Source organism: Bacillus sp. ok061 (assembly GCF_900108285.1).
GTDB classification, from domain to species: Bacteria; Bacillota; Bacilli; order Bacillales; family Bacillaceae_G; genus Bacillus_A; species Bacillus_A thuringiensis_S.
The window spans coordinates 74,954-96,655 of the sequence record NZ_FNUW01000022.1 but is presented as its reverse complement, the minus strand read 5'-3'; the positions used below and the strand labels follow the sequence as shown (position 1 = coordinate 96,655).

Here is a 21,702-nt window from a genome sequence, read left to right as displayed (position 1 = left end):
ATGGAGTATCGCATTACTTCGCTATTTCAATCCATTTGGTGCACACGAAAGTGGGCGTATCGGAGAAGATCCAAATGGAATCCCAAATAATTTAATGCCATATGTAACGCAAGTAGCAGTAGGTAAGTTAAAAGAATTAAGTGTATTCGGAAATGACTATCCAACGAAAGATGGAACAGGAGTCCGTGATTACATCCATGTTGTGGACTTAGCAAATGGTCACGTAAAGGCGCTTGAGAAAGTACTGAGTACAACAGGAGTAGATGCTTATAACCTGGGCACAGGCATGGGCTATAGTGTACTAGAGATGGTTGAAGCATTTGAAAAAGTTTCGGGCAAGAAAGTTCCTTATAAAATTACAGAGCGTCGCCCAGGTGATGTGGCAGTATGTTTTGCTGATGCATCGAAAGCAAAGCGTGAATTAGGCTGGGAGGCAATACGCGGATTAGAAGAGATGTGTGCAGATTCTTGGAAATGGCAATCAAATAATAAAAATGGCTATTTAGAAGTTTAATGATGAATAAAAAAATGACCTTTGCATAAAAGCAAGAGGTCATTTTTTATATTCATTTTCTATTAAGTTTATTACCTAACCTAGAAAAGAACGTTCGCTGTTTTATAGGAATATTTGACTGGCGACACGTGTAGGAATCGATATTTTCAATGTCAGTAAAGGTATTGTTATAAATAAGGAAAATTATCGGAAAGGATATAGATGAGGGATCAACTGCCTGTAAAACCCCAACTGATTAAGGCTTTACTTTATGATCAGCCAGCAACACAAGAGCAATTTCAACAAGCATATGTAAATTTATTAAAAGAAATTAAAGGTTTTGATTCAAGCCTATTCCTTATACAAAATTGAGGATTTGAAACAATCAAAAACTGTTAAGGGGTACTATCGCGCTTTAGGTCCGTAATACAATTTTCTCATAAGAAAGAATGTATTACGGACCACCACCTATTACATAATAGGAGGAATTAATGAATTCGAACAAGTTGTTTGTGATATACTGTGTTTCCCTCTTGACTTGTATATGGTGGGAGACTTCGTCCGAAACAATTTGCAATAATATTGGAGTGAGCGGGATAAGAAATACGTATTTCATACAAATCAATAGTCTCATCTAAATTAGCATAAAAGACTGCGAGATGATTGCCTTGTAAAACATATGGGAATTCTACTTCTGTATTTTCACCAATTAATACAGGTAACTTTACAGGATTAGAATAATTAGACCAATCCCACACTTCTATATTTACATAGTGAGCGTAATATGCATCTAAATTTACAATGTTTATGACTGCTGAAATAGTTGCAGGCTCTCTTGTTAACACACCTGTAGAGTGAAAAACAGAATGATTTGGATAATGAAGAGGCATAAATATCAAACCTTTCTTAAAATGATATGATTTTACAATATCTTATGCTAGAAGGTAGTAGAATGAGATAGAGGAATGTATTATTTTATTCATTTTTTATGGGAATTGAAAGCGTATTATTGAAATGTATTCCAACACTTGTATCATCGCTAGAGTCCGTTTATAATCAAGGCATCCTAGTTCATGTTTTGATAGGATTATTTATTATTGAAAGCGTTTTAAGTTCGCTCCTTTTTTGAAGTAGGAGGTCTGACTTATCCGGATGAAAAATTATGTATGTAGTTTTAAATGGGAAGAAAAATAATATAAGTATCACTTTATAGTGTGGGGAGGTTAAAAGTGTGAAAGGTAAAGATTTTCACACGAATATATATGGGTTATGTAGGATTATTACTTTCAGGGGCAGCTTTATTTTTAAATAGTCTTGTTATATTAGGGAAAGCAGAGATGAAAAGTGCGGGTGTTTTTAATTTATTTGTGGGTGCACTACAAATTATTATTCCGTTTTATTTGATCATGATTTCTGACCAAAGCAATTGGACAGTGTATTCATATGCGGCTACTTTCTTATTTGGATTAACCTATTTATATGTAGGTGTTACTTTTATAAAGGGAATGGATAGTAGTGGTCTAGGATGGTTTTGTATTTGGGTAGCAATTATAGCCTTATTCTATATGGTTGTTTCATTTGTTCAATTTCATGATGTTGTTAATGCGTTAACATGGTTTATGTGGGCATTACTTTGGTACTTATTCTTTGTGCTAAATACACAAAAAAAGAATATTAATCAATATCTCGGAAGAATCGCCTTCGTACAATCATGGGTAACATTGACTTTACCTTCACTATTTTATTTTATGGGAGTGTGGGGAGAGGGATTTGTATATGAACTATGGGTTTATGTATCAGTAATTTCTATTTTGTACTTTTGTTATTGTATTTTTAAATATAGAGTCCGTTAATATATTATCTGCATAAAAGCATGGAATCGTTAAACTGATTTCATGCTTTTTTATATAGTAGCCTTTTATAATAAAAGAAGTAGTATTTTATAAATTGCAAAAATGGGGATGATGAAATTGAAGAAAGTGTTGGTGCTAGGAGGAACAAGATTTTTTGGTAAACATTTAGTAGAGTACCTTTTGCAAGCTGGACACGATGTAACAATTGCCACGAGGGGAGTTACTGAAGATTCTTTTGGTAACGCAGTAAAAAGAATAATTGTCGATAGAGAAGATGGAAAACTACTAGAAGAGCGTCTAGAAGGAAAAAGTTATGATATTGTATACGATAATTTATGCTATAGTTCAAATGCAGCGAAAATGGTATGTGAAGTTTTAAAAGGAAAAACGAAGAAGTATATTATGACATCTTCAATGGCTGTCTATGAACCTGCATTAAGCTTGTTAGAAGAGGACTTTAATCCATACGAATATGCAATTACATATGGAGATAGGAATGATTTTAATTATAGTGAAGGAAAGCGATTAGCCGAAGCGGTTTTATTTCAATATGCAACATTCCCAGTCGTTACAGTGCGTTTTCCAGTTGTTATTGGAGAAAATGATTATACGAAAAGGTTACAATTTTACGTTGAATGTGTTGTGAACCAAAAACCTATCGTTGTGGATCATGTAGATGGAACTTTGTCATTTATACATGAAAAAGAGGCAGGAGAGTTTCTAGCTTGGTGCGGAATGGAAAATGTGAAAGGACCAATTAACGCCTGTAGTAACGGGGGAGTTTCTATGGAAGAAATTATTCATTTCATAGAAGAGAAGACGGGAATAAAAGCACTTATCCAGGAAGCTGGGGAAAATATAGCTCCTTATAATGAGGTAACTAACTGTACGTTACATAATGGAAAGGCTCGTGAATTCGGATTTTTGTTCCGAGAGCTGAAAATAGAAATAAAAAATGTTTTAAAACATTATATAAATACAATGAAGTAATCATAAATCCCCCGGTGGCAATCCGGGGGATTCTGGAGGATTTCGACAATACTGATTTTACATTACCAAATTTACCTTATACGTACGACTAATGTTTTTGCGATTGAATTGCTTGTAAATACTTCTCGTTTACTTGGTCCCAGCTTACCGTATGCCACCAGTTGGTAACAAACTCGGGGCGCCGATTTTGATACTTTAAATAATAAGCATGTTCCCATACATCAATTACGAGTAAGGGGATTTTCCCTTCTTGCAAAGGCGTATCTTGATTTGGTGTACTCATAACAGAGAGTTTCTCACCGTCAAGAACAAGCCATCCATAGCCACTTCCAAAACGACTAATAGCTGCTTTGGAAAGTTGATCTTTTAAGTTGTCAAAGGTATTGAAATAATAATCAATTACTTTTGCAACGTCTCCATTAGGCTCACCGCCACCTCGTGGGCTCATCACTTCCCAAAAAAGACTATGACAATAGTGACCACCACCGTTATTTCGTACAGCTGTAACAATTTCCTTCGGTAAAGCATCTAAATTACATAGCAATTCTTCTAAAGATTTATTATGTAATTCAGTATAATTTTCTAAAGTAGCATTTAAATTGTTTACGTATGTCGCATGGTGCTTTCCATGATGAATGGAAAGTGTATTGCTATCGATATGTGGCTCTAGTTCATCATAGTCATATGAAAGCTTTGGCAATTGAAATGAAGACACAACATTACCTCCTTTCTATTTAAAAAAGTTGCTCTAGGTAAAAATACTTTACCTGAGTCAAAAATACACCCGTTTTTCATATAAGTCAATAGTAAGTTTATTAATTTTCTGAAAAATATTACAATAAAAGTAACACTCTCACTTTCATTTGTGACTCCTATCCTTTTTGCTTATACTGTAAAGTAGCAGGGTTTTGTTGAAATAGAAGGAGATTGTTTATGAGTAAAACGAAACAATTAATAGAGGAAGCAAGTAATTTTATTACGATTTGTTATAAGGAGCTTCATAAAGAACAATTGCTAGAAGAACGTATAAAAGAAATTCAAATTGAGGTAGAGAAGACAGGGACATATGAGCATACATTTGAAGAACTTGTTCATGGTTCACGAATGGCATGGCGTAACAGTAATAGATGTATTGGGAGACTATTTTGGAGTAAGATGCACATATTAGATGCGCGCGAAGTAAATGATGAAGAGGGTGTATATAATGCATTAATTCATCATATTAAATATGCAACGAACGACGGGAAAGTTAAACCAACCATTACGATTTTTAAGCAATATCAAGGTGAGGAAAATAATATACGAATTTATAATCACCAATTGATTCGATATGCAGGATATAAAACAGAAATGGGAGTGATTGGTGACTCTCATTCCGCTACATTTACAGACTTTTGTAAGGAGCTTGGCTGGAAAGGAGAAGGTACGAATTTCGATGTATTGCCACTTGTGTTTTCTATAAACGGGAAGGTACCTACATATAAAGAAATTCCGAGAGAAGAAGTAAAAGAAGTGCCGATTGAACACCCAGAATATCCTATTTCATCACTTGGAGCAAAATGGTATGGGGTTCCAATGATTTCAGATATGCGCTTAGAAATTGGTGGTATTTCTTATACAGCTGCTCCGTTCAATGGATGGTATATGGGAACAGAAATTGGGGCGCGCAACTTAGCGGATCATGATCGTTATAATTTACTTCCGGCTGTTGCGGAGATGATGGATTTAGATACATCGAGAAACGGTACTTTATGGAAAGATAAGGCGCTAATCGAGTTGAATATTGCCGTACTACACTCCTTTAAAAAACAAGGAGTTAGTATCGTTGACCACCATACTGCTGCACAACAATTTCAGCAATTTGAGAAGCAAGAAGCTGCTTGTGGTCGAGTTGTAACAGGTAATTGGGTGTGGCTTATTCCACCATTATCTCCAGCTACCACTCACATTTATCATAAACCGTATCCCAATGAAATTTTGAAGCCGAATTTCTTTCATAAATAATATTTAGTGTAGGTTTTTTTGCAAAATATAATTTTTTTTAATTACTGTTATGTAGCAAATGGAAGCCTTTACTCTCGGTTATTTTTGGAAGAGGCTTTTTGAACCAAGGAGTTCCTTATGTTATAATCAAATTTCTGTTTCGAAGACCTTATAGAAATATAAGGTCTTTTGTTTTGCTTTTTTATGTAAGAGAAAGAGATTTTTTCTTTTTAATAAGGGATTTGGCATATTTTTAGGGACAACATAAGTATGTGGGAAGTCGATAAAATGTTATGCATATATAATTATTGTGTTTTGGGTTTAAACAATAAAACATAATAAAGTTGTTTTTTTAGATTGCTGAGGAAGGAGGAAGTATAAATGAGGATGAAGAGTCGAAAAACTGATTGGCCTGTATTTATTATTAGTGGTGGTTCACTTTTATTATTTGTAATTGCAGTTTTTTTGAACAAGGATTATGTAGAGAGTACGATTAATAACAGTTTCGCTTTTTCAATTAAATATTTCGGTGCATTCTGGCAAGTTTTATTATTAGGTACATTTGTTGTTGCAATGTGTATGGCGTTCTCGAAATATGGGAGAGTTAAACTTGGGGGATTAGAAAAACCTGAGATTAGTACGGCAAAATGGCTTGCTATTATTATGTCTACATTACTTGCCGGAGGTGGCGTTTTTTGGGCAGCAGCAGAGCCAATGTACCATTTGATGACGGTGCCACCAATACATGATGGTATATCTGCTGGAACGAAAGAAGCAGTCATGCCTGCTTTAGCACAAAGTTATATGCATTGGGGATTTTTAGCATGGACGATTTTAGGCACAATTAGTGCGGTAGTTATGATGTATGGACATTATCATAAAGGTATGCCGCTAAAACCTCGAACGCTTTTATATCCTATTTTTGGGGAAAAATTAAGAAAGAGCCTGCTTGGAACGATAATTGATGCAGCTGCAATTATTGCAGTAGCTGCAGGTACAATTGGCCCAATTGGATTTTTAGGTTTGCAAGCAAGTTATGGATTACAAGAATTATTTGGAATTTCTGATGTGTTTACTACTCAATTAGCAATTATTGTTTGTGTAGTGGCCGTGTCTACCATATCGGCAGTAACAGGTATTGATAAAGGGATTCAAATTATAAGTAATTTAAATGTTAGATTGGCAATTTTGTTAATGGCATTCATATTACTATTTGGGCCAGGTGGATTTATTATTGATTCGTTTGTTTCTTCGTTTGGATTTTATGTAAGTGAGTTTATACCGATGAGCACATACCGTGGTGATACAAGTTGGTTAGGATCTTGGACAATCTTTTTCTGGGGATGGTTTATTGGATACGGACCAATGATGGCAATTTTAGTGAGTCGAATTTCAAGAGGGAGAACGATTCGAGAAATCATCGTTGCAATTGGAATTATCGCACCTATTATTACAACGTTTTGGTTTACTATATTAGGTGGATCAGGTGTGTTTTATGAGTTAATGAATCCTGGGTCTATCTCGGACGCATTAAGTGAATCTGGTATGCCGGCAGCTATGATTGCAATTACAGGGCAACTGCCACTTTCTAATATTATTGGACCAGCATTTCTTTTATTAACAATTTTATTTGTAGTGACAACAGGAGATTCAATGGCGTATTCCATTTCAATGGCAGTGACTGGAGACGGAGATCCTAGAATTAGTTTGCGAATTTTTTGGTCGCTTATTATGGGAGCAGTTGCAGCAATTCTTTTATATATGGGTGAAGGAAGTATTAATGCGCTACAATCGTTTATCGTAGTGACGGCAGTTCCGGTATCAATTTTGTTATTCCCAATGCTATGGTTAGCGCCTAAAGTTGCAGGAGAATTAGCATTAAAACAAGGTATTGTAAAAGAAGAAGATAAAACTGCATTCTTATTTCAGAAGGCTAGTAAATCAAAATAAATGATAAATAAAAACGTAAAAGAGGAAGCATCTTAAATGAGATGCTTCCTCTTTTACGTTTAATCTAATACTTTTCCCTTTGTTTCTGGTACACATAGTAGCATTGTAATTAACCCGATTGGATAGATGATAAAAATCAGGGACAATGCTCCAAGCAGGTTGCCACCTGTAGCGAGTAAGCCAATAATAACAGGTCCAAATCCAGCTAACCCACGTCCTGTACCGAAAATAAAGTTTTCTGCGGTAGAGCGAGCTTCAGCAGGATAGTTTTCAGCTAAAATTGCCCCAAATCCTCCCATCATTCCATTTGCAAAGAATCCAAGCAATGCACTTCCCCATAATAATAATGTTGAATCTGTGAATAAGAAGAAATAAATGAGACAGTATACTGTACCGCCAATATAATAAATTGCAAAAGTTTTACGACGACCAATTTTATCAGCCAAAATACCAAAGATTGCAATTCCAATTAGCATACCGATGGTAGAAATGAACATCCAGCCACTTGCTTTTGCTAATGTATAGTTATATTTATTTGCTAAAATAGTTGGCATCCATGTGAAGATTCCGTAATATCCGAAGTTCTGGATAAATGACATAATAATAAGACCGATTGTTGTGATTGTTACTTTTTTATTGGCAAATAACTTTCGGAGTGGGAATTTTTTTATATGTTTTAGTTGTTCTGCTTCAGTAGTTGTTAATTTACCTGAAGCTTCTTTTTGCAATAGTTCCTTTTTGTAGCGTTGTTTTTGCTCCCATATTTTCGGTTCACTTAAACTTTTACGTACATAGACAGCTAGTAAAGCTGGAATTAATCCAAATAAGAAAACGGCTCTCCATCCAAAGTACGGGACAATAAATGCTGGTAGGAGTGAAGCAATCAGTACACCAAATTGCCATCCAAGTGCAACAACAGATGTCGCTTTAGCGCGCATTTCTTTAGACCATGTTTCTGTTACAATGGCCATTCCGATTCCGAATTCACCACCAACTCCCATTCCAACTAAAAAGCGAAGAATTAATAATTGCGAGTAGTCTGTTGCGAAATAAATGAGTGCGGTTGCTAGTGAAAACAGTAAGATTGTGAAGGCCATTGTACGAATACGACCGAATAAATCAGCAATAAATCCAAATAAATAAGAACCAATTAACATCCCTATTGTGGTAGCTAATGTTAAGTTTCCACCTTCAACAGGACTTAAGTGAAACTCTTTTAAAATATAGACAAGTACGAAAGATAATAGCAACATATCTAAACCTTCTGCTGCATATCCTAGCGCAGAACCAAATAATGTTTTATACCTTTTCGCTTTCGTCTCCTCTGTTATTTGTTGTACATCAGTAGTGACGTTCATTATTACTCCTCCTTATTTTCTACAGTCGCTATGGAAGAATAACAAAAGGCCTTCTCACCTGATATGATGAGAAGGCCAAAAAAGCATACGTATCCCCAAAAAAGAACATACGTATATTGTATTCCGACTTCCTTCTCAACCTCACGGGGTTGGGTTAAAGGACTGTATTATATTACTTTATTTTTAGCACTCTTCTATTGGATTGTCAAATAAAGAGGAAGTTATTATGTGTAAAATATTTCAAAAAACATTTCGTTCTTCTTGACGTCGACTTCATTATTTTCCCATAATAAAACTAACTAAATAAAAAGGAATGAATCAAAGATGCTAAATTTAGTACTCATGATGATTGAACGAGTCGGACTTATAGTTATTTTAGGATTTTTACTCTCTCATATTAAAACTTTCAGGCGCCTCCTTCATAAACAGGATGGCTATGTAGATAAGCTTAAGCTTATTTGTATTTTTTCGGTATTTACAATTGTAAGCAATTACACTGGGATTGAAATAGCGGGAAATACAATTATGAATGAAAATTGGTTACAAGGTGTTTCTTCGTCAAGTACAATTGCGAATACGCGTATTATGGGGGTTGGTATTAGCGGCTTACTTGGTGGCCCTATCGTAGGGGTTGGAGTGGGGTTTATTGCTGGTATTCATCGTTATATGCTTGGTGGTACGACAGCGCTAAGCTGTGCAATTTCTTCTATTTTAGCCGGGATTATAACTGGTTATATCGGATATATTTTCAAAAAATATAACCGTACAATTACTCCTAAGTTTTCAGCAGTTTTAAGTGTTTTTATCGTATCTTTAGAAATGCTTATGATTTTATTAATTATAGAGGATGGAATTAGCGTTGTGAAAACAATAGCGATACCCATGATTCTTGTAAATAGTTTTGGAAGTTTTATTTTACTTTCTATGATACAAGCTATTTTGCGTCAGGAGGAGAATGCAAAAGCACTTCAGACTCATAAAGTATTGCGTATTGCTGATAAAACGTTACCGTATTTTCGTCAAGGCTTAACAGAAGAATCGTGTAAGCATGTGGCACAAATTATTCACCGCTTTACAGGAACGGATGCGGTATCTTTAACAGATACAGAGAAAATATTAGCGCACGTTGGATTAGCATCAGATCACCATATTCCTTCACATAGTTTAATAACTGGTTTATCAAAAGAAGTTTTACATACAGGGCAAATAATGAAGGCGAAATCACGTGAGGTTATTAATTGCCAACATGAAGGCTGTCCCTTACAAGCCGCTATTGTTATTCCACTAACTTCACATGGAAATACGATAGGGACATTAAAACTGTATTTCAAAAATTCTAACCAGTTAAGTCGCGTTGAAGAAGAATTAGCAGAAGGGTTAGCAAAAATATTCTCCACGCAGTTAGAGTTAGGCGAAGCTGAGTTGCAAAGTAAATTACTTCAAGATGCGGAGATAAAAGCATTACAAGCGCAAATTAACCCGCACTTTTTATTTAATGCGATTAATACAGTATCAGCTTTATGCCGAACAGATGTAGAAAAAGCAAGGAAGTTATTATTACAGCTTAGCGTGTATTTCCGTTGTAATTTGCAAGGAGCACGTCAGTTATTGATTCCACTAGAACAAGAATTAAACCATGTACAGGCATACTTATCACTAGAACAAGCAAGGTTCCCAAATAAGTATGAGGTAAAGATGTATATTGAGGATGAGCTAAAGACAACTTTAGTACCACCATTTGTTCTTCAACTATTGGTTGAAAATGCATTGCGACATGCTTTTCCGAAGAAGCAACCAGTATGCGAAGTGGAAGTGCATGTTTTTGAAAAAGAGGGTATGGTTCATTTTGAAGTAAAAGATAATGGACAGGGAATTGAGGAAGAACGTTTAGAACAATTAGGAAAGATGGTAGTTTCGTCAAAGAAAGGGACTGGAACAGCTTTATATAATATTAATGAACGTCTTATTGGGTTATTTGGGAAAGAAACGATGCTTCATATCGAAAGTGAATTAAATAAAGGGACGGAGATTACCTTTATTATTCCAAAAAAAGTAGGGGAGGAAGAGCCAGGTGTTAAAAGTATTAGTAGTTGACGATGAAATGTTAGCACGTGATGAACTAAAGTATTTATTAGAGAGAACGAAAGAAGTTGAGATAGTTGGTGAGGCTGATTGTGTGGAAGACGCATTAGAAGAACTAATGCAATGTAGACCAGATATTGTGTTTTTAGATATTCAATTATCCGATGATAACGGATTTGAAATCGCGAATATATTAAAGAAGATGAAAAATCCACCTGCAATTGTATTTGCTACTGCCTATGATCAATATGCGCTGCAAGCATTTGAAGTAGATGCGTTAGACTACATTTTAAAACCATTTGATGAAGAGCGTATTGTGCAAACATTAAAGAAGTATAAAAAACAAAAACAAGCGCAAATAGAAACGAAGCACGAAATAAAGGGGACAGATGTAACAGCAGAGATGCATAAATTAGCATTACCAATTGAAGAATCAATCGTACTTGTGAATATTGAAGATATTATATATGTAGGGCTTGTAGATGGGAAAGTAACAGTAAAAACAATGAGGGAAACATATGTAACACATGATACACTTGTAATTTTAGAGAAGAAGTTACCACAAGCAAGCTTCATGCGCGTCCATCGTAGCTTTATTACGAATATTAATCATATTACTGAAATTCAGCCATGGTTCAATTCTACTTATAATTTAATCATGAAAGAAGGATCGAAAGTACCTGTTAGCCGTACATATGCCAAAGAACTCAAGAAGCTGCTTCGTATTTAAGAAGCAGCTTTTGTATTTCATCCTTTTATATTTGCAACTGATTCTGTATATTTGACGTTCTGATATGTAAACGCTTACTTAGACGTTTATATCCTATACAATAAAGGTACCAAATCGAAAGAGGTGGCCAAAATGAGTACGAAAAAAGTATATAGTTTCTTATCACAAGCATTCATATTCTCAGCTATTATGTTAATTTCTAATATTATTGCAACACATTTACCAATTCCGATGCCTTCATCGGTAATCGGGTTAGTTATTTTATTTAGTCTATTATGTTTAAAAGTTATTAAATTGGAGCAAGTTGAATCACTCGGAACAGCTTTAACAGGTATTATCGGATTCCTTTTCGTCCCATCAGGTATTTCAGTTATTAATTCTCTTGGTGTAATGGGACAATATTTTGTACAAATTGTAACTGTAATTGTTGTAGCAACAGTTATTTTACTCGCTGTAACAGGATTATTTGCACAATTTATTTTAGGAAAAGACGAAAAAGAAACAGAAGATACAAAAGAATTGAAAGTAGTAAATAAAGGATGCAAGCACGGAAAGGTTGCGTAACCATTGCATTTATATATTGTTAGGAGGTAATGAATATGGCAAGCACAATGACTCCATATTTCGGAATCGTCGTTTCATTAATCGCATACGGGATCGGAACATTATTATTCAAGCATTCAAAAGGATTCTTCTTATTTACACCATTATTTGTAGCGATGGTATTAGGGATTGTCTTTCTAAAGGTAGGTAACTTTACATTTGAAGAATATAATACTGGCGGAAAAATGATTAGTTTCTTCTTAGAACCAGCAACAATTGCATTCGCGATCCCACTATACAAACAAGTGGATAAGTTGAAAAAATATTGGTGGCAAATTTTATCGGCTATCGTGGTTGGATCTATTTGCTCAGTAATTGTCGTGTTCATTGTTGCAAAAGCAATCGGTTTAGATACAGCAGTAATGAATTCAATGCTACCACAAGCAGCAACAACAGCAATTGCGTTACCAATCTCAGAAAGTATTGGTGGTATTCCAGCAATTACATCGTTTGCAGTTATTTTCAACGCAGTTATCGTATACGCATTAGGGGCATTATTCTTAAAAACATTTAGAGTTAAGCATCCAATTGCAAAAGGTTTAGCACTTGGAACAGCGGGCCATGCATTAGGAGTTGCAGTAGGAATTGAAATGGGTGAGGTAGAGGCAGCGATGGCAAGCATTGCTGTAACGGTAGTTGGGGTTGTAACAGTAGTTGTCATCCCAATGTTTATGCCGTTCATTGGATAGTAAAACTTACTTAAAAAATAAGAAAAGCAAGCTATTTGTAGGACAGATTTCTACTGATAGCTTGCTTTTTATGTTACAGTAGTGGTAAGACCTATTTAAAAAAATGTAAGTTTCCTTAAATCTTCATTAATACTATGTAGAATACGTTTTGAATTAGGTCATTGTATTGTAAAATAAGAAGTAAGCTACTATATACCTGTTAAGATAGGCATATAATGAGTTTATAAAAATCTTAATATGAATGAATAATTAAAAGTAGAAAAGAGAGAGAAATCTACTTATTAACGTTTTAGTTTATAGGACAGGAGAGAGTATTCGTCGATTATGCAAATAAAAAACCTGTTTCAAAGCAAAGGATTTCAGAGGTTACTCGTATTAGTAATACTTGCTCTCGTGTTATACGGGCTGCAAAGTATGTTGAATTTAATATTAATTACGTTTATTCTCACGTATTTAATGGATCGATTCCAAAAGTTTATTTCCCGCAAATTAGATCATTTCATGCCTATTAATCGAAAAATTATTATAGCATTTCTATATGTAATGTTAATTGGTGGAATTGCTATTACGCTATTTAAATATTTACCAGTATTAACGATACAAATTTCACAATTGATTTACCAATTCAATGTATTTTTAAGAAACCCACCAGATAGTGAACTAATTAAGTATGCAGTTAATGCTGTCAATCATATGGAGCTTTCTAAATATGTAGGACAAGGCGTAGACATTTTGTATAAATCGATTACGAATGTTGGTAAATTTGGCCTTCAAGTTTTACTTTCTTTAATTTTAAGTTTGTTTTTCTTACTAGAAAAATCTCGTATTGTTGGTTTTACTGCAAAGTTTAAAGAAAGCAGGCTTGCAATTTTCTATACTGAAATTGAGTACTTCGGAAAGAAATTTGCACGTTCATTTGGAAAGGTAATCGAAGCGCAATTTTTAATTGCTGTTGTTAACTGTGTTCTTTCAGTTATCGCATTATGGATATTAGGATTCCCGCAATTATTAGGTTTAGCGTTAATGATTTTCTTGCTTGGCTTAATTCCAGTAGCGGGGGTTATCATTTCGTTATTCCCACTTTGTATGATTGCTTACAATATTGGCGGTATTATGTACGTTGTTTATATTTTAGTTATCGTAACAGTTATTCATGCGCTTGAAAGTTACGTATTAAATCCGAAGTTTATGTCGCAAAAAACAAATTTACCGATTTTCTATACTTTTATGGTATTAATCTTTTCAGAACACTTCTTAGGTGTATGGGGACTGATTATCGGTATTCCAATCTTCATTTTCTTACTAGATGTTTTAGACGTGACAAGTGATGAAATGGAGAAGGATGTTGGAACAAAATAAAGTGAAGTAGAGAAAAAGCATCGATGTTCGATGCTTTTTCTTTTATAACATTATGTTTCTTATGCCATACTGTAAGGAGAATATAGAATAGGGGTGAAAGAATGGCTGTAAATGAAAAGGTAGAGTTGGCTACATTTGCTGGAGGGTGTTTTTGGTGTATGGTTTCTCCATTTGAAGAGATGGAGGGAATTATACAAGTTGTTTCAGGTTATACAGGCGGTCATAAAGAGGACCCAACGTATAAAGAAGTATGCTCGGAAACAACAGGACATTATGAAGCGGTACAAATTACATTTGATGAAAATAAAATGCCGTATGAGGAATTGTTAAATATATATTGGAGACAAATTGATCCGACCGATATTGGGGGACAATTCCATGACCGCGGACAGTCTTATGAAACGGTGATTTTTTATCATAATGAACAACAACATAAAAAAGCAGAAGCCTCAAAAGAAGAGCTTGAGCAGAGTGGGCGCTTTTCGAAACCAATTGCGACAAAAATACTACCAGCAGCTACATTTTATCCAGCTGAGGAATATCACCAAGGATATCATAAGAAAAACACATTCCGCTATGAGTTATATCGTAAAGGCTCAGGACGAGATGCTTTTATTAAGCAACATTGGCCAAAGGATAATGCTCATTTAAAAGAAAAACTCAATGAGATGCAGTTTTATGTAACACAGGAAAATGGTACAGAACCACCATTTCGAAATGAGTATTGGAACCATAAAGAGGAAGGGCTTTATGTAGATATCGTTTCAGGTGAGCCGTTGTTTACTTCTCTAGATAAATTTGATAGTGGATGTGGATGGCCTAGTTTTACAAAACCAGTTATGTCAGCAAGTGTGAAAGAAAAGATGGATGTGAGTCATAATATGACACGTACAGAAGTGAGAAGTAAAGAAGGAGATTCACATCTTGGGCATGTATTTCCAGACGGTCCAGGACCGAATGGGCTTCGTTACTGCATTAATTCCGCAGCTCTTCGATTTATTCCAAAAGAGGAATTAGAAAAAGAAGGCTATGGCGATTTCTTAATCTTGTTTGGAAATAAAAAATAACCTCGCAGTTAGCGAGGTTATTTTTTTGCTATTTTGTTTTTTTCTTTTTAAATTTGCTTAATACTTCATAAACGATTGGAACAATAAGAAGTGTTAATAACGTTGAACTTGTTAATCCACCAATTACCGTTACACCAAGCCCTTTAGAAATTAAGCCGCTACCTTCAAATCCTAATGCAAGCGGGATAAGAGCCCCGATTGTTGCAATTGCAGTCATTAGAATAGGACGCAAGCGTGTTGCACCAGCTTCTAATAAAGCTTCACGTGTTGATAAACCTTCATTTTCTTTATGAATAACGCGGTCGATAAGCACGATTGCATTTGTTACAACGATACCGATTAACATAAGCGCCCCAATCATTGCAGATACACTTAATGTTTCACCAGAGATTAATAAGGCAACAAGAGCCCCAATAATTGTGAATGGTAGCGAGAATAAAATTGCGAATGGTGCAAGGGCACCGCCAAATGTAACGACAAGAACGAAGTATACAATGGCAATCGCAGCTAACATCGCTAGGCCAAGTTGCTTGAATGATTCTTGAATATCTTTAGTAACACCGCCCATAGAAACATCTACACCAGAAGGAAGATCCATTTTATCTACTTCTTTTTGGACTGCAGCAGATGCTTTTGAAACGTCATCAGATGTTAATTTGGCACTAACCTCTGCATAAACACGGCCATCTCGGTGTGTTACTGTATTCGATGTTTCACCTTCTTTTACAGTCATAACATCTTTTACAGCTACTTCATTACCAAGTGGTGTTGTAATTTTGCGATTTGTTAAGTCATCGATTGTTTCATAATTTTGTTTTTCAGCTTCTACATATACATTGATATCTTTACCGTCTTTTTTAATTGTTGTCAGAACAGGGCGATCATGTTGATTAGAAAGTCCCATTCCAATTTGAGCAGCCGTTAAGCCCATTTTACTCAGTTTTTCTTGATCTGCGACTAAAGTGTACTCTGCATATGTTTTTGCAATACTAGAATCTATATCTTTTAAGTCTTTATTTTTCTTCATGATATTTTGAATATCTTTTACGACAGGCTTAATGTCTTCTGAGCTATCTCCGTAAACGTATAGTTTAATTTCGTTACTACCGCCACTTGCTCCGAAGTCTTGGTTTTTCCATTCACCTTTTCCAGACATTTTTTGTAAATCTTTCACGACTTGTTCTTTTTCTTTTTCGAAGTTTTTCGTGTCGTTATCATATTGAACGAAGAACATAGCTTGATTTGTTTGACCAGGGCTCATTGGATTCTCTCCACCTAATGAGAACTGAATTGTTTTCACGTCTTTATTATCTTGGAAGTGTTTCTCAGCTTTCGTTGCAATTTTTTCAACGTCTTCTAATGTTTGACCTGGTTCAGGTTTGTATGTTGCGATAATCATTTTTTCTTCTTCAGAAGGTAAGAAACTTACACCGATAACCGGTACAAGTGCGAGACTACCAACTAATAGAAGGACAGCAATACTAGATGTAATAATTTTGTGATTTAAAGCCCATTCAAGTATACGTTTATACCCATTTGCTAATTTGCTTGGTTTCTCTTCATGATGTACCTCTTTTTCCCTCGTGCTTTCTTTCTTAAATAAGGAATGAGCAAGCATTGGTACGATTGTAACAGCCACTAGTAACGATGCTAATAAAGCGAAGACGATGGTTAAGGCGAATGGTAAGAACATTTCACCAATCATACCTTTTACAAGCCCTAGCGGTAAGAATACAGCGATTGTCACAATGGTAGAAGACATAATCGGAATAAACATTTCTTTCGTAGCTTCACGAATTAAATCTCTTCCGCGCAATTTCTCTTCTGATAACGACATACGTCGGTAAATATTTTCAATAACAACAATTGAGTCATCAACAACACGGCCTATAGCAACTGTCATTGCTCCAAGCGTCATAATGTTAAGCGTAATATCCATTTGCTTTATGACTAAAACAGCAATTAATAAAGAAAGTGGTATTGAAACGACAGAGATTAACGTTGTTCGAATATTTCGTAGGAACAGCATAATAATAACAATCGCAAAGATAGCACCGAAAATTGCTTTGCTCAGCATTGTTTCAACTGATTTTTCAATAGGTGCACCTTGGTCGAATGTTGAAATGATCTCTAAATCTTTATATTTTTTCTCAAAATCTTTTACTTTATCTTTTACTGCATTTACAACATCAACTGTATTTGCATCAGAGGCCTTCACAATTTGAATTCCAATTGCTTCTTTTCCATTTGTTCGAGAAATGGATTCTGCTTTCCCAACTTCTTTAATTTCAGCAATTTCGTCTAATGTAACTGTTGGAATTCCGTTCATAGCAGCTGGATTCATTTGCGGCGTTTGTGCACCAGCGCCAGCATTTTGACTACCTTGACCGTTAGGTGATGAAGGTATATCTGGTATTTTGAGTTCTTTTAATGCTTTAATCGTTGTAATATTGCCATCTACAACAACTGATTTTTCCGTGTCTTTAAACGTGTATAAGCCAAGTGGTAAAGATACATCCGATCCTTTAATTACATTTTTTACAGTATCTTCACTTAGTCCTAGTTCTTTCATTTTATCTTTCTTGAAGACGAGCTGTACTTCATCTACTTGTTGACCTGCAATTTGAACAGATGCAACACCATCAAGTCCTTTTAATCCCGGTACAATATTTTTCTCTACATTTTCAGTTAAGGTAGCTAAAGATTCATTCTTGCTTGCTACGCTTAACGAAATAACAGGAAAAGCATTGAAGTTTACTCGTGAAACTTTAGGGTCTTTAACACCTTCCGGGAGTTTCACATTCGTGAGAGCTTCTTTAATTTCTGTTTCTGCTTTTTCCATATTTTTATCAAAATCGTATTCTACTTGAATAGAAGATGCATTTTGAAAAGACGATGAGCTCACAACGTTAACGCCGCTTAAATTTTGTAGTTGTTCTTCCATCGGCTTTGAAACTTTATCAGCTACTTCTTCTGGTGTAGCACCAGGATAGACCGTAGTTACTGTCACAATCGGTGTTGTAATATCAGGAATTGTTTCCAGCTTCATATTGAGTCCAGAGTAGATCCCCGCAATAGTAACAATAATGGTTAGTAGCCAAACTGCGAACTTATTTTTTAACGAGAAATTGATGATTTTGTTCATGTTTGCGCTCCCTTTGTATTGTATTGACCAACTGGTCAGTCTAATACATAATATAACTGACCGTTTGGTCAATCGTCAATAAAAAGAGACGGTATAATACATTTATAATAAGATGCGAGATTAAATTTAGGAGAGAAGATATGAAAGAAAAAGAGCGTTTAATTATAGAAGCGGCTATGAAGTTATTTGCTACTAAGGGTGTAAATGCGACATCAGTGCAGGAAATTGTGACAGCTAGTGGTATATCTAAAGGAGCTTTTTATTTATATTTCAAATCGAAGGATGAGCTTTTATTAGCGACACTTCGATATTATTATGACAAAATCCAAAAGAAAATGCTGGATATTGAGCAAGAGTCTTTATTACCACGTGAAAAATTTGCAAAACAATTACATTGTCAGTTTAATGATATACAAAAGCATAAAGAATTTATTATTATGCATGCGAGAGAAAATGCGATTCCGTTTAATAAAGAAGTGGAAGAATTTATGATGCGGATGAAGTTAGAGTCTCATGCATTTTATCGGAATAGTTTATTGTCCATTTATGGTGAAAAGGTTATGCCATATTTATTGGATTTAGTAATTATAGTAGAAGGCATATGCCGTGGGTATTTAGAATTAATTATTTTACAAGCAGCAGAAATTGACTTATCTTATGTCTCTGCTTTTATTTTAAAAAGAGTAGATAATTTAGTAGATGGCTTGGTAGAATCTTCGGAAGAACCTATTTTACACGAAGAAAAGCTTGGAGAATTCCTTTGTAAATCAGAGCTCATTAAGGAACAAGTTAAAGAGCATTTTTTAAAAGAAATTATTGTATTTAAGCGTAATTTAGCTGATCAATTAGAGGATGATGAGTTGCTAGTAACATTAGATGTTTTAGAGGCGGAAATGCGATTGCTTAATCCAAGAATTCCGGTAATTAGAGGTATGTTAGCAAATTTAGAGGCGTATCCGGAATTAAAAGAATTTCGATTACGCCTCATAGGATACTACAATATAAAAAATTCTTAATAAAAACAAGCAAAAACTCCTTGTCTACACAAGGAGTTTTTGCTTAAAGACTACTTACTATTTTGAGACCATTCTTCTACATCCCAAACCTTTGTGATCCAATCTTCATAGAATTCCGGTTCGTGACATACAAGGAGAATTGTTCCTTTATATGCTTTCATAGCCTTCTTAAGTTCGTCTTTTGCTGTAACATCAAGATGGTTTGTCGGCTCATCAAATAGTAGCCAGTTACTTTCTTCACCCATTAATTTACATAAACGAACTTTTGCTTGTTCTCCACCACTTAATTGACTTAATGGGCGAGAAATATGTTCATTTTTTAATCCGCATTTTGCTAACATCGCACGAATTTGATGCTGGTCTAGGCCAGGGAATGTATTCCATACATCATCAATTGGTGTTATATTATCAGCTTTAACTTCTTGCTCAAAGTATGCAGGCTCTAAGAAGTCACCAAGACTTGTTTTACCGTTTAAAGGTTTAATTTTACCTAAGATTGTTTTTAGTAACGTTGATTTACCAACACCATTACATCCAACAATAGCAATTTTTTCACCACGCTCAATTGTCATTGATAACTTTGGTAGTAGCGGATGTGTATATCCGATTTCTACATTTTCACCTTCAAAGACGAAGCGACTACTTGCACGACTTTCTTTAAATGAGAATTCAGGTTTGATTGCTGTTTCCGGACGATCAATAAGTTCCATGCGATCAAGTTGTTTTTGACGACTCTTTGCACGACCTGTCGTTGAATAACGAGCCTTGTTCTTTGCAATGAAGTCTTCTTGCTTTTTGATAAACTCGCGCTGCTTTTCATAAGCGTTTATATGTTGATTTTTATTGATTTCTGCTAGTTCTAGGAATTTTTCATATGTCGCTGTATAGCGTGTCATTTTTGTGAATTCTAGATGGAAAATAACATCAACACATTTGTTCATAAATTCCGTATCATGAGAAATCAATAAGAATGCATGTGGGTATTCTTTTAAATAAGTTGTTAACCAATGAATATGTTCAACGTCTAAATAGTTAGTAGGTTCATCAAGCAATAACACCTCTGGTTGTTCAAGTAATAGCTTTGCAAGCAATACTTTTGTACGTTGTCCACCACTTAGTGCTGAAACATCACGATCTAAACCAATAGCATCAATTCCAAGACCACGTGCAGCCTCTTCAATTTTCATATCTAGTAAATAGAAACCACCTGCTTCAAGTGCATCTTGTATTTCTGCCATTTGTTCAAGAAGTTCTTCTAGTTCTTCTGGTGTAGCAGTTCCCATTTTTTCTGTAACTTCATTTAAAGCTGTTTCCTTTTCGAATAACGGTAAAAATGCATCCGCTAGTACATCACGAATTGTACGTCCAGGCGTTAAAACCGTATGCTGATCTAAGTAACCGTAATGTGTGCCTGGTGTCCATTCTACACGACCTTCGTCATGAATAAGCTGACCAGTAATGATATTCATGAATGTTGATTTACCAACACCATTTGCACCAACTAATCCAACGTGCTCACCTGCTAATAATCGCATAGATACATCTTTAAATAATGTACGATCGCCAAATGTATGTCCTAATTTTTCAACTGTTAATAAGCTCATAGTATCCTCCGTCCAACTTGAAATAGTACCTTGAATCATGATACTAAATTCTTTCATATAATGCCATCATTTCAAAATGTATATTTTTTCAAAAAAGGGTTGCATTAATTTTCTGAAAATATATAATGTAATTGAACAGTGGTTAATTAAATGTGTGAGGTATGAAATATGTCGCCAAGGAAAGCAGTTAAACAAGAACTAACAAGAGAAATGATTATGAATGTAGCTAGGGAGCTATTTATAGCACAAGGATATCAACATACTTCAATGCGCAAAATTGCAACAGAACTTGGATATAGCCATGGTTCGATTTATTATCATTTTAAAAACAAAGCAGAGCTATTTTACGCAATGGTAGAACAGGATTTTCAATTATTAAATAAAAAGTTAGATGAAATTTGTAATCAAAAATTATCGAGAGAAGAGCAACTAAGAGCAGTTTTATTCGGTTTTATTGAATTTGGTCTAAGAAATCAGAGTCATTATGAAATTATGTTTTTAATTAAAGATGCCGAATTAAAAGAGTGTTTGGAAAATAGTCCTAATGTTAGCTATGAAAAATTTGCGAAGGTTATTTCTTCTTTATGTGATGGGAAATTAAATGCGATGATAATATGGTCTGTTTTTTTATCATTACATGGATTTGTAGCACATTATTGCAGAAGTGGCCAAACGTTTGAAGAACTACAAGGTTTGGCTAAGGTACATGTAGAGTTTATTTCAAAATCGCTTCTTATGTAAGTGATTTTCTTTTTAATATTAATTGAACAGTGGTTAATT

The 21,702-nt window shown here is 34.8% G+C and carries 18 protein-coding genes; 13 read left to right on the top strand and 5 right to left on the bottom strand.

The window, feature by feature from the left end:
* The coding region (locus C4S65_RS24195; protein ID WP_142391578.1) for a GDP-mannose 4,6-dehydratase at positions 1-514 on the top strand (514 nt) is incomplete at its 5' end.
* Positions 515-981: 467 nt separating this feature from the next.
* Here C4S65_RS24195 and C4S65_RS24190 read toward each other — a convergent pair.
* The gene (locus C4S65_RS24190) at positions 982-1,383 is read right to left on the bottom strand and encodes a hypothetical protein (protein WP_001128271.1); all 402 of its coding nucleotides are present in this window, start codon (positions 1,381-1,383) and stop codon (positions 982-984) included.
* 372 nt (positions 1,384-1,755) lie between these two features.
* Between C4S65_RS24190 and C4S65_RS24180 the strand changes: the two genes are divergently transcribed.
* Positions 1,756-2,346: an AmiS/UreI family transporter gene (locus C4S65_RS24180; protein WP_000542567.1), complete on the top strand. Its 591-nt coding sequence runs from the start codon at positions 1,756-1,758 to the stop codon at positions 2,344-2,346.
* Between the two features lie 102 nt (positions 2,347-2,448).
* Positions 2,449-3,336 carry an NAD-dependent epimerase/dehydratase family protein gene (locus tag C4S65_RS24175; protein WP_061667943.1) on the top strand — a complete coding sequence of 296 codons (888 nt, stop codon included), beginning with the start codon at positions 2,449-2,451 and terminating at the stop codon, positions 3,334-3,336.
* 88 nt (positions 3,337-3,424) lie between these two features.
* Here the strand turns inward: C4S65_RS24175 and sodA are convergent, their stop codons facing one another.
* Positions 3,425-4,051, bottom strand: a complete 627-nt coding sequence (gene sodA, locus C4S65_RS24170) for a superoxide dismutase [Mn] (protein ID WP_097821102.1) — start codon at positions 4,049-4,051, stop codon at positions 3,425-3,427.
* Positions 4,052-4,269: 218 nt separating this feature from the next.
* Here sodA and C4S65_RS24160 point away from each other — a divergent pair, with 218 nt between their 5' ends.
* Both C4S65_RS24160 and C4S65_RS24155 read left to right on the top strand, forming a co-directional pair.
* Positions 4,270-5,340: a nitric oxide synthase oxygenase gene (locus C4S65_RS24160; protein WP_098535955.1), complete on the top strand. Its 1,071-nt coding sequence runs from the start codon at positions 4,270-4,272 to the stop codon at positions 5,338-5,340.
* 360 nt (positions 5,341-5,700) lie between these two features.
* Positions 5,701-7,269, top strand: coding sequence for a BCCT family transporter (locus tag C4S65_RS24155; protein ID WP_086790789.1), 1,569 nt, complete (start codon positions 5,701-5,703; stop codon positions 7,267-7,269).
* Positions 7,270-7,328: 59 nt separating this feature from the next.
* Here the strand turns inward: C4S65_RS24155 and C4S65_RS24150 are convergent, their stop codons facing one another.
* Positions 7,329-8,627 (bottom strand): MFS transporter, encoded by a 1,299-nt coding sequence (locus C4S65_RS24150; RefSeq protein ID WP_103945508.1) that lies wholly within the window; start codon positions 8,625-8,627, stop codon positions 7,329-7,331.
* Between the two features lie 324 nt (positions 8,628-8,951).
* On the opposite strand from C4S65_RS24150, the gene lytS reads away from it, so the two are divergent.
* The 6 genes from lytS (at position 8,952) to msrB (ending at position 15,157) form a co-directional block, all read left to right on the top strand.
* Complete coding sequence (lytS, locus tag C4S65_RS24145) at positions 8,952-10,721, top strand: two-component system sensor histidine kinase LytS (protein ID WP_000933588.1); 1,770 nt, start codon at positions 8,952-8,954, stop codon at positions 10,719-10,721.
* A complete protein-coding gene (locus tag C4S65_RS24140) occupies positions 10,699-11,439 on the top strand; it encodes a LytTR family DNA-binding domain-containing protein (protein ID WP_061667940.1) in 741 nt (246 codons plus the stop codon). Before lytS ends, C4S65_RS24140 begins: the two co-directional genes overlap by 23 nt.
* Before the next feature lie 132 nt (positions 11,440-11,571).
* Positions 11,572-12,003, top strand: coding sequence for an antiholin-like murein hydrolase modulator LrgA (lrgA, locus tag C4S65_RS24135; protein WP_098838267.1), 432 nt, complete (start codon positions 11,572-11,574; stop codon positions 12,001-12,003).
* Positions 12,004-12,038: 35 nt separating this feature from the next.
* The gene (gene lrgB / locus C4S65_RS24130; protein WP_000168869.1) at positions 12,039-12,731 is read left to right on the top strand and encodes an antiholin-like protein LrgB; all 693 of its coding nucleotides are present in this window, start codon (positions 12,039-12,041) and stop codon (positions 12,729-12,731) included.
* Positions 12,732-13,055: 324 nt separating this feature from the next.
* Positions 13,056-14,090 carry an AI-2E family transporter gene (locus C4S65_RS24125; RefSeq protein WP_001166011.1) on the top strand — a complete coding sequence of 345 codons (1,035 nt, stop codon included), beginning with the start codon at positions 13,056-13,058 and terminating at the stop codon, positions 14,088-14,090.
* 101 nt (positions 14,091-14,191) lie between these two features.
* Complete coding sequence (gene msrB, locus C4S65_RS24120; protein ID WP_086407110.1) at positions 14,192-15,157, top strand: peptide-methionine (R)-S-oxide reductase MsrB; 966 nt, start codon at positions 14,192-14,194, stop codon at positions 15,155-15,157.
* A gap of 28 nt (positions 15,158-15,185) precedes the next feature.
* Here msrB and C4S65_RS24115 read toward each other — a convergent pair whose 3' ends face one another.
* Positions 15,186-18,302, bottom strand: a complete 3,117-nt coding sequence (locus C4S65_RS24115) for an efflux RND transporter permease subunit (protein ID WP_103945507.1) — start codon at positions 18,300-18,302, stop codon at positions 15,186-15,188.
* Between the two features lie 140 nt (positions 18,303-18,442).
* Here C4S65_RS24115 and C4S65_RS24110 point away from each other — a divergent pair, with 140 nt between their 5' ends.
* Positions 18,443-19,318 carry a TetR/AcrR family transcriptional regulator gene (locus C4S65_RS24110; RefSeq protein WP_000659598.1) on the top strand — a complete coding sequence of 292 codons (876 nt, stop codon included), beginning with the start codon at positions 18,443-18,445 and terminating at the stop codon, positions 19,316-19,318.
* 50 nt (positions 19,319-19,368) lie between these two features.
* On the opposite strand, the gene C4S65_RS24105 is transcribed toward C4S65_RS24110, so the two are convergent.
* A complete protein-coding gene (locus tag C4S65_RS24105; protein WP_000055384.1) occupies positions 19,369-20,922 on the bottom strand; it encodes an ABC-F family ATP-binding cassette domain-containing protein in 1,554 nt (517 codons plus the stop codon).
* Between the two features lie 168 nt (positions 20,923-21,090).
* Between C4S65_RS24105 and C4S65_RS24100 the strand changes: the two genes are divergently transcribed.
* A complete protein-coding gene (locus C4S65_RS24100; protein WP_061667937.1) occupies positions 21,091-21,663 on the top strand; it encodes a TetR/AcrR family transcriptional regulator in 573 nt (190 codons plus the stop codon).
* Positions 21,664-21,702: the final 39 nt, after the last annotated feature.

Coding starts and splice junctions, on each gene's coding strand:
- C4S65_RS24190 (WP_001128271.1), bottom strand. CDS start 1,383: ATGCCTCTTCATTATCCAAATCATTCTGTTTTTCACTCTACAGGTGTG.
- C4S65_RS24125 (WP_001166011.1), top strand. CDS start 13,056: ATGCAAATAAAAAACCTGTTTCAAAGCAAAGGATTTCAGAGGTTACTC.
- C4S65_RS24110 (WP_000659598.1), top strand. CDS start 18,443: ATGAAAGAAAAAGAGCGTTTAATTATAGAAGCGGCTATGAAGTTATTT.
- C4S65_RS24105 (WP_000055384.1), bottom strand. CDS start 20,922: ATGAGCTTATTAACAGTTGAAAAATTAGGACATACATTTGGCGATCGT.
- C4S65_RS24160 (WP_098535955.1), top strand. CDS start 4,270: ATGAGTAAAACGAAACAATTAATAGAGGAAGCAAGTAATTTTATTACG.
- lrgB (WP_000168869.1), top strand. CDS start 12,039: ATGGCAAGCACAATGACTCCATATTTCGGAATCGTCGTTTCATTAATC.
- C4S65_RS24150 (WP_103945508.1), bottom strand. CDS start 8,627: ATGAACGTCACTACTGATGTACAACAAATAACAGAGGAGACGAAAGCG.
- msrB (WP_086407110.1), top strand. CDS start 14,192: ATGGCTGTAAATGAAAAGGTAGAGTTGGCTACATTTGCTGGAGGGTGT.
- C4S65_RS24180 (WP_000542567.1), top strand. CDS start 1,756: ATGGGTTATGTAGGATTATTACTTTCAGGGGCAGCTTTATTTTTAAAT.
- C4S65_RS24175 (WP_061667943.1), top strand. CDS start 2,449: ATGGGGATGATGAAATTGAAGAAAGTGTTGGTGCTAGGAGGAACAAGA.
- lrgA (WP_098838267.1), top strand. CDS start 11,572: ATGAGTACGAAAAAAGTATATAGTTTCTTATCACAAGCATTCATATTC.
- C4S65_RS24155 (WP_086790789.1), top strand. CDS start 5,701: ATGAGGATGAAGAGTCGAAAAACTGATTGGCCTGTATTTATTATTAGT.
- lytS (WP_000933588.1), top strand. CDS start 8,952: ATGCTAAATTTAGTACTCATGATGATTGAACGAGTCGGACTTATAGTT.
- C4S65_RS24100 (WP_061667937.1), top strand. CDS start 21,091: ATGTCGCCAAGGAAAGCAGTTAAACAAGAACTAACAAGAGAAATGATT.
- C4S65_RS24115 (WP_103945507.1), bottom strand. CDS start 18,302: ATGAACAAAATCATCAATTTCTCGTTAAAAAATAAGTTCGCAGTTTGG.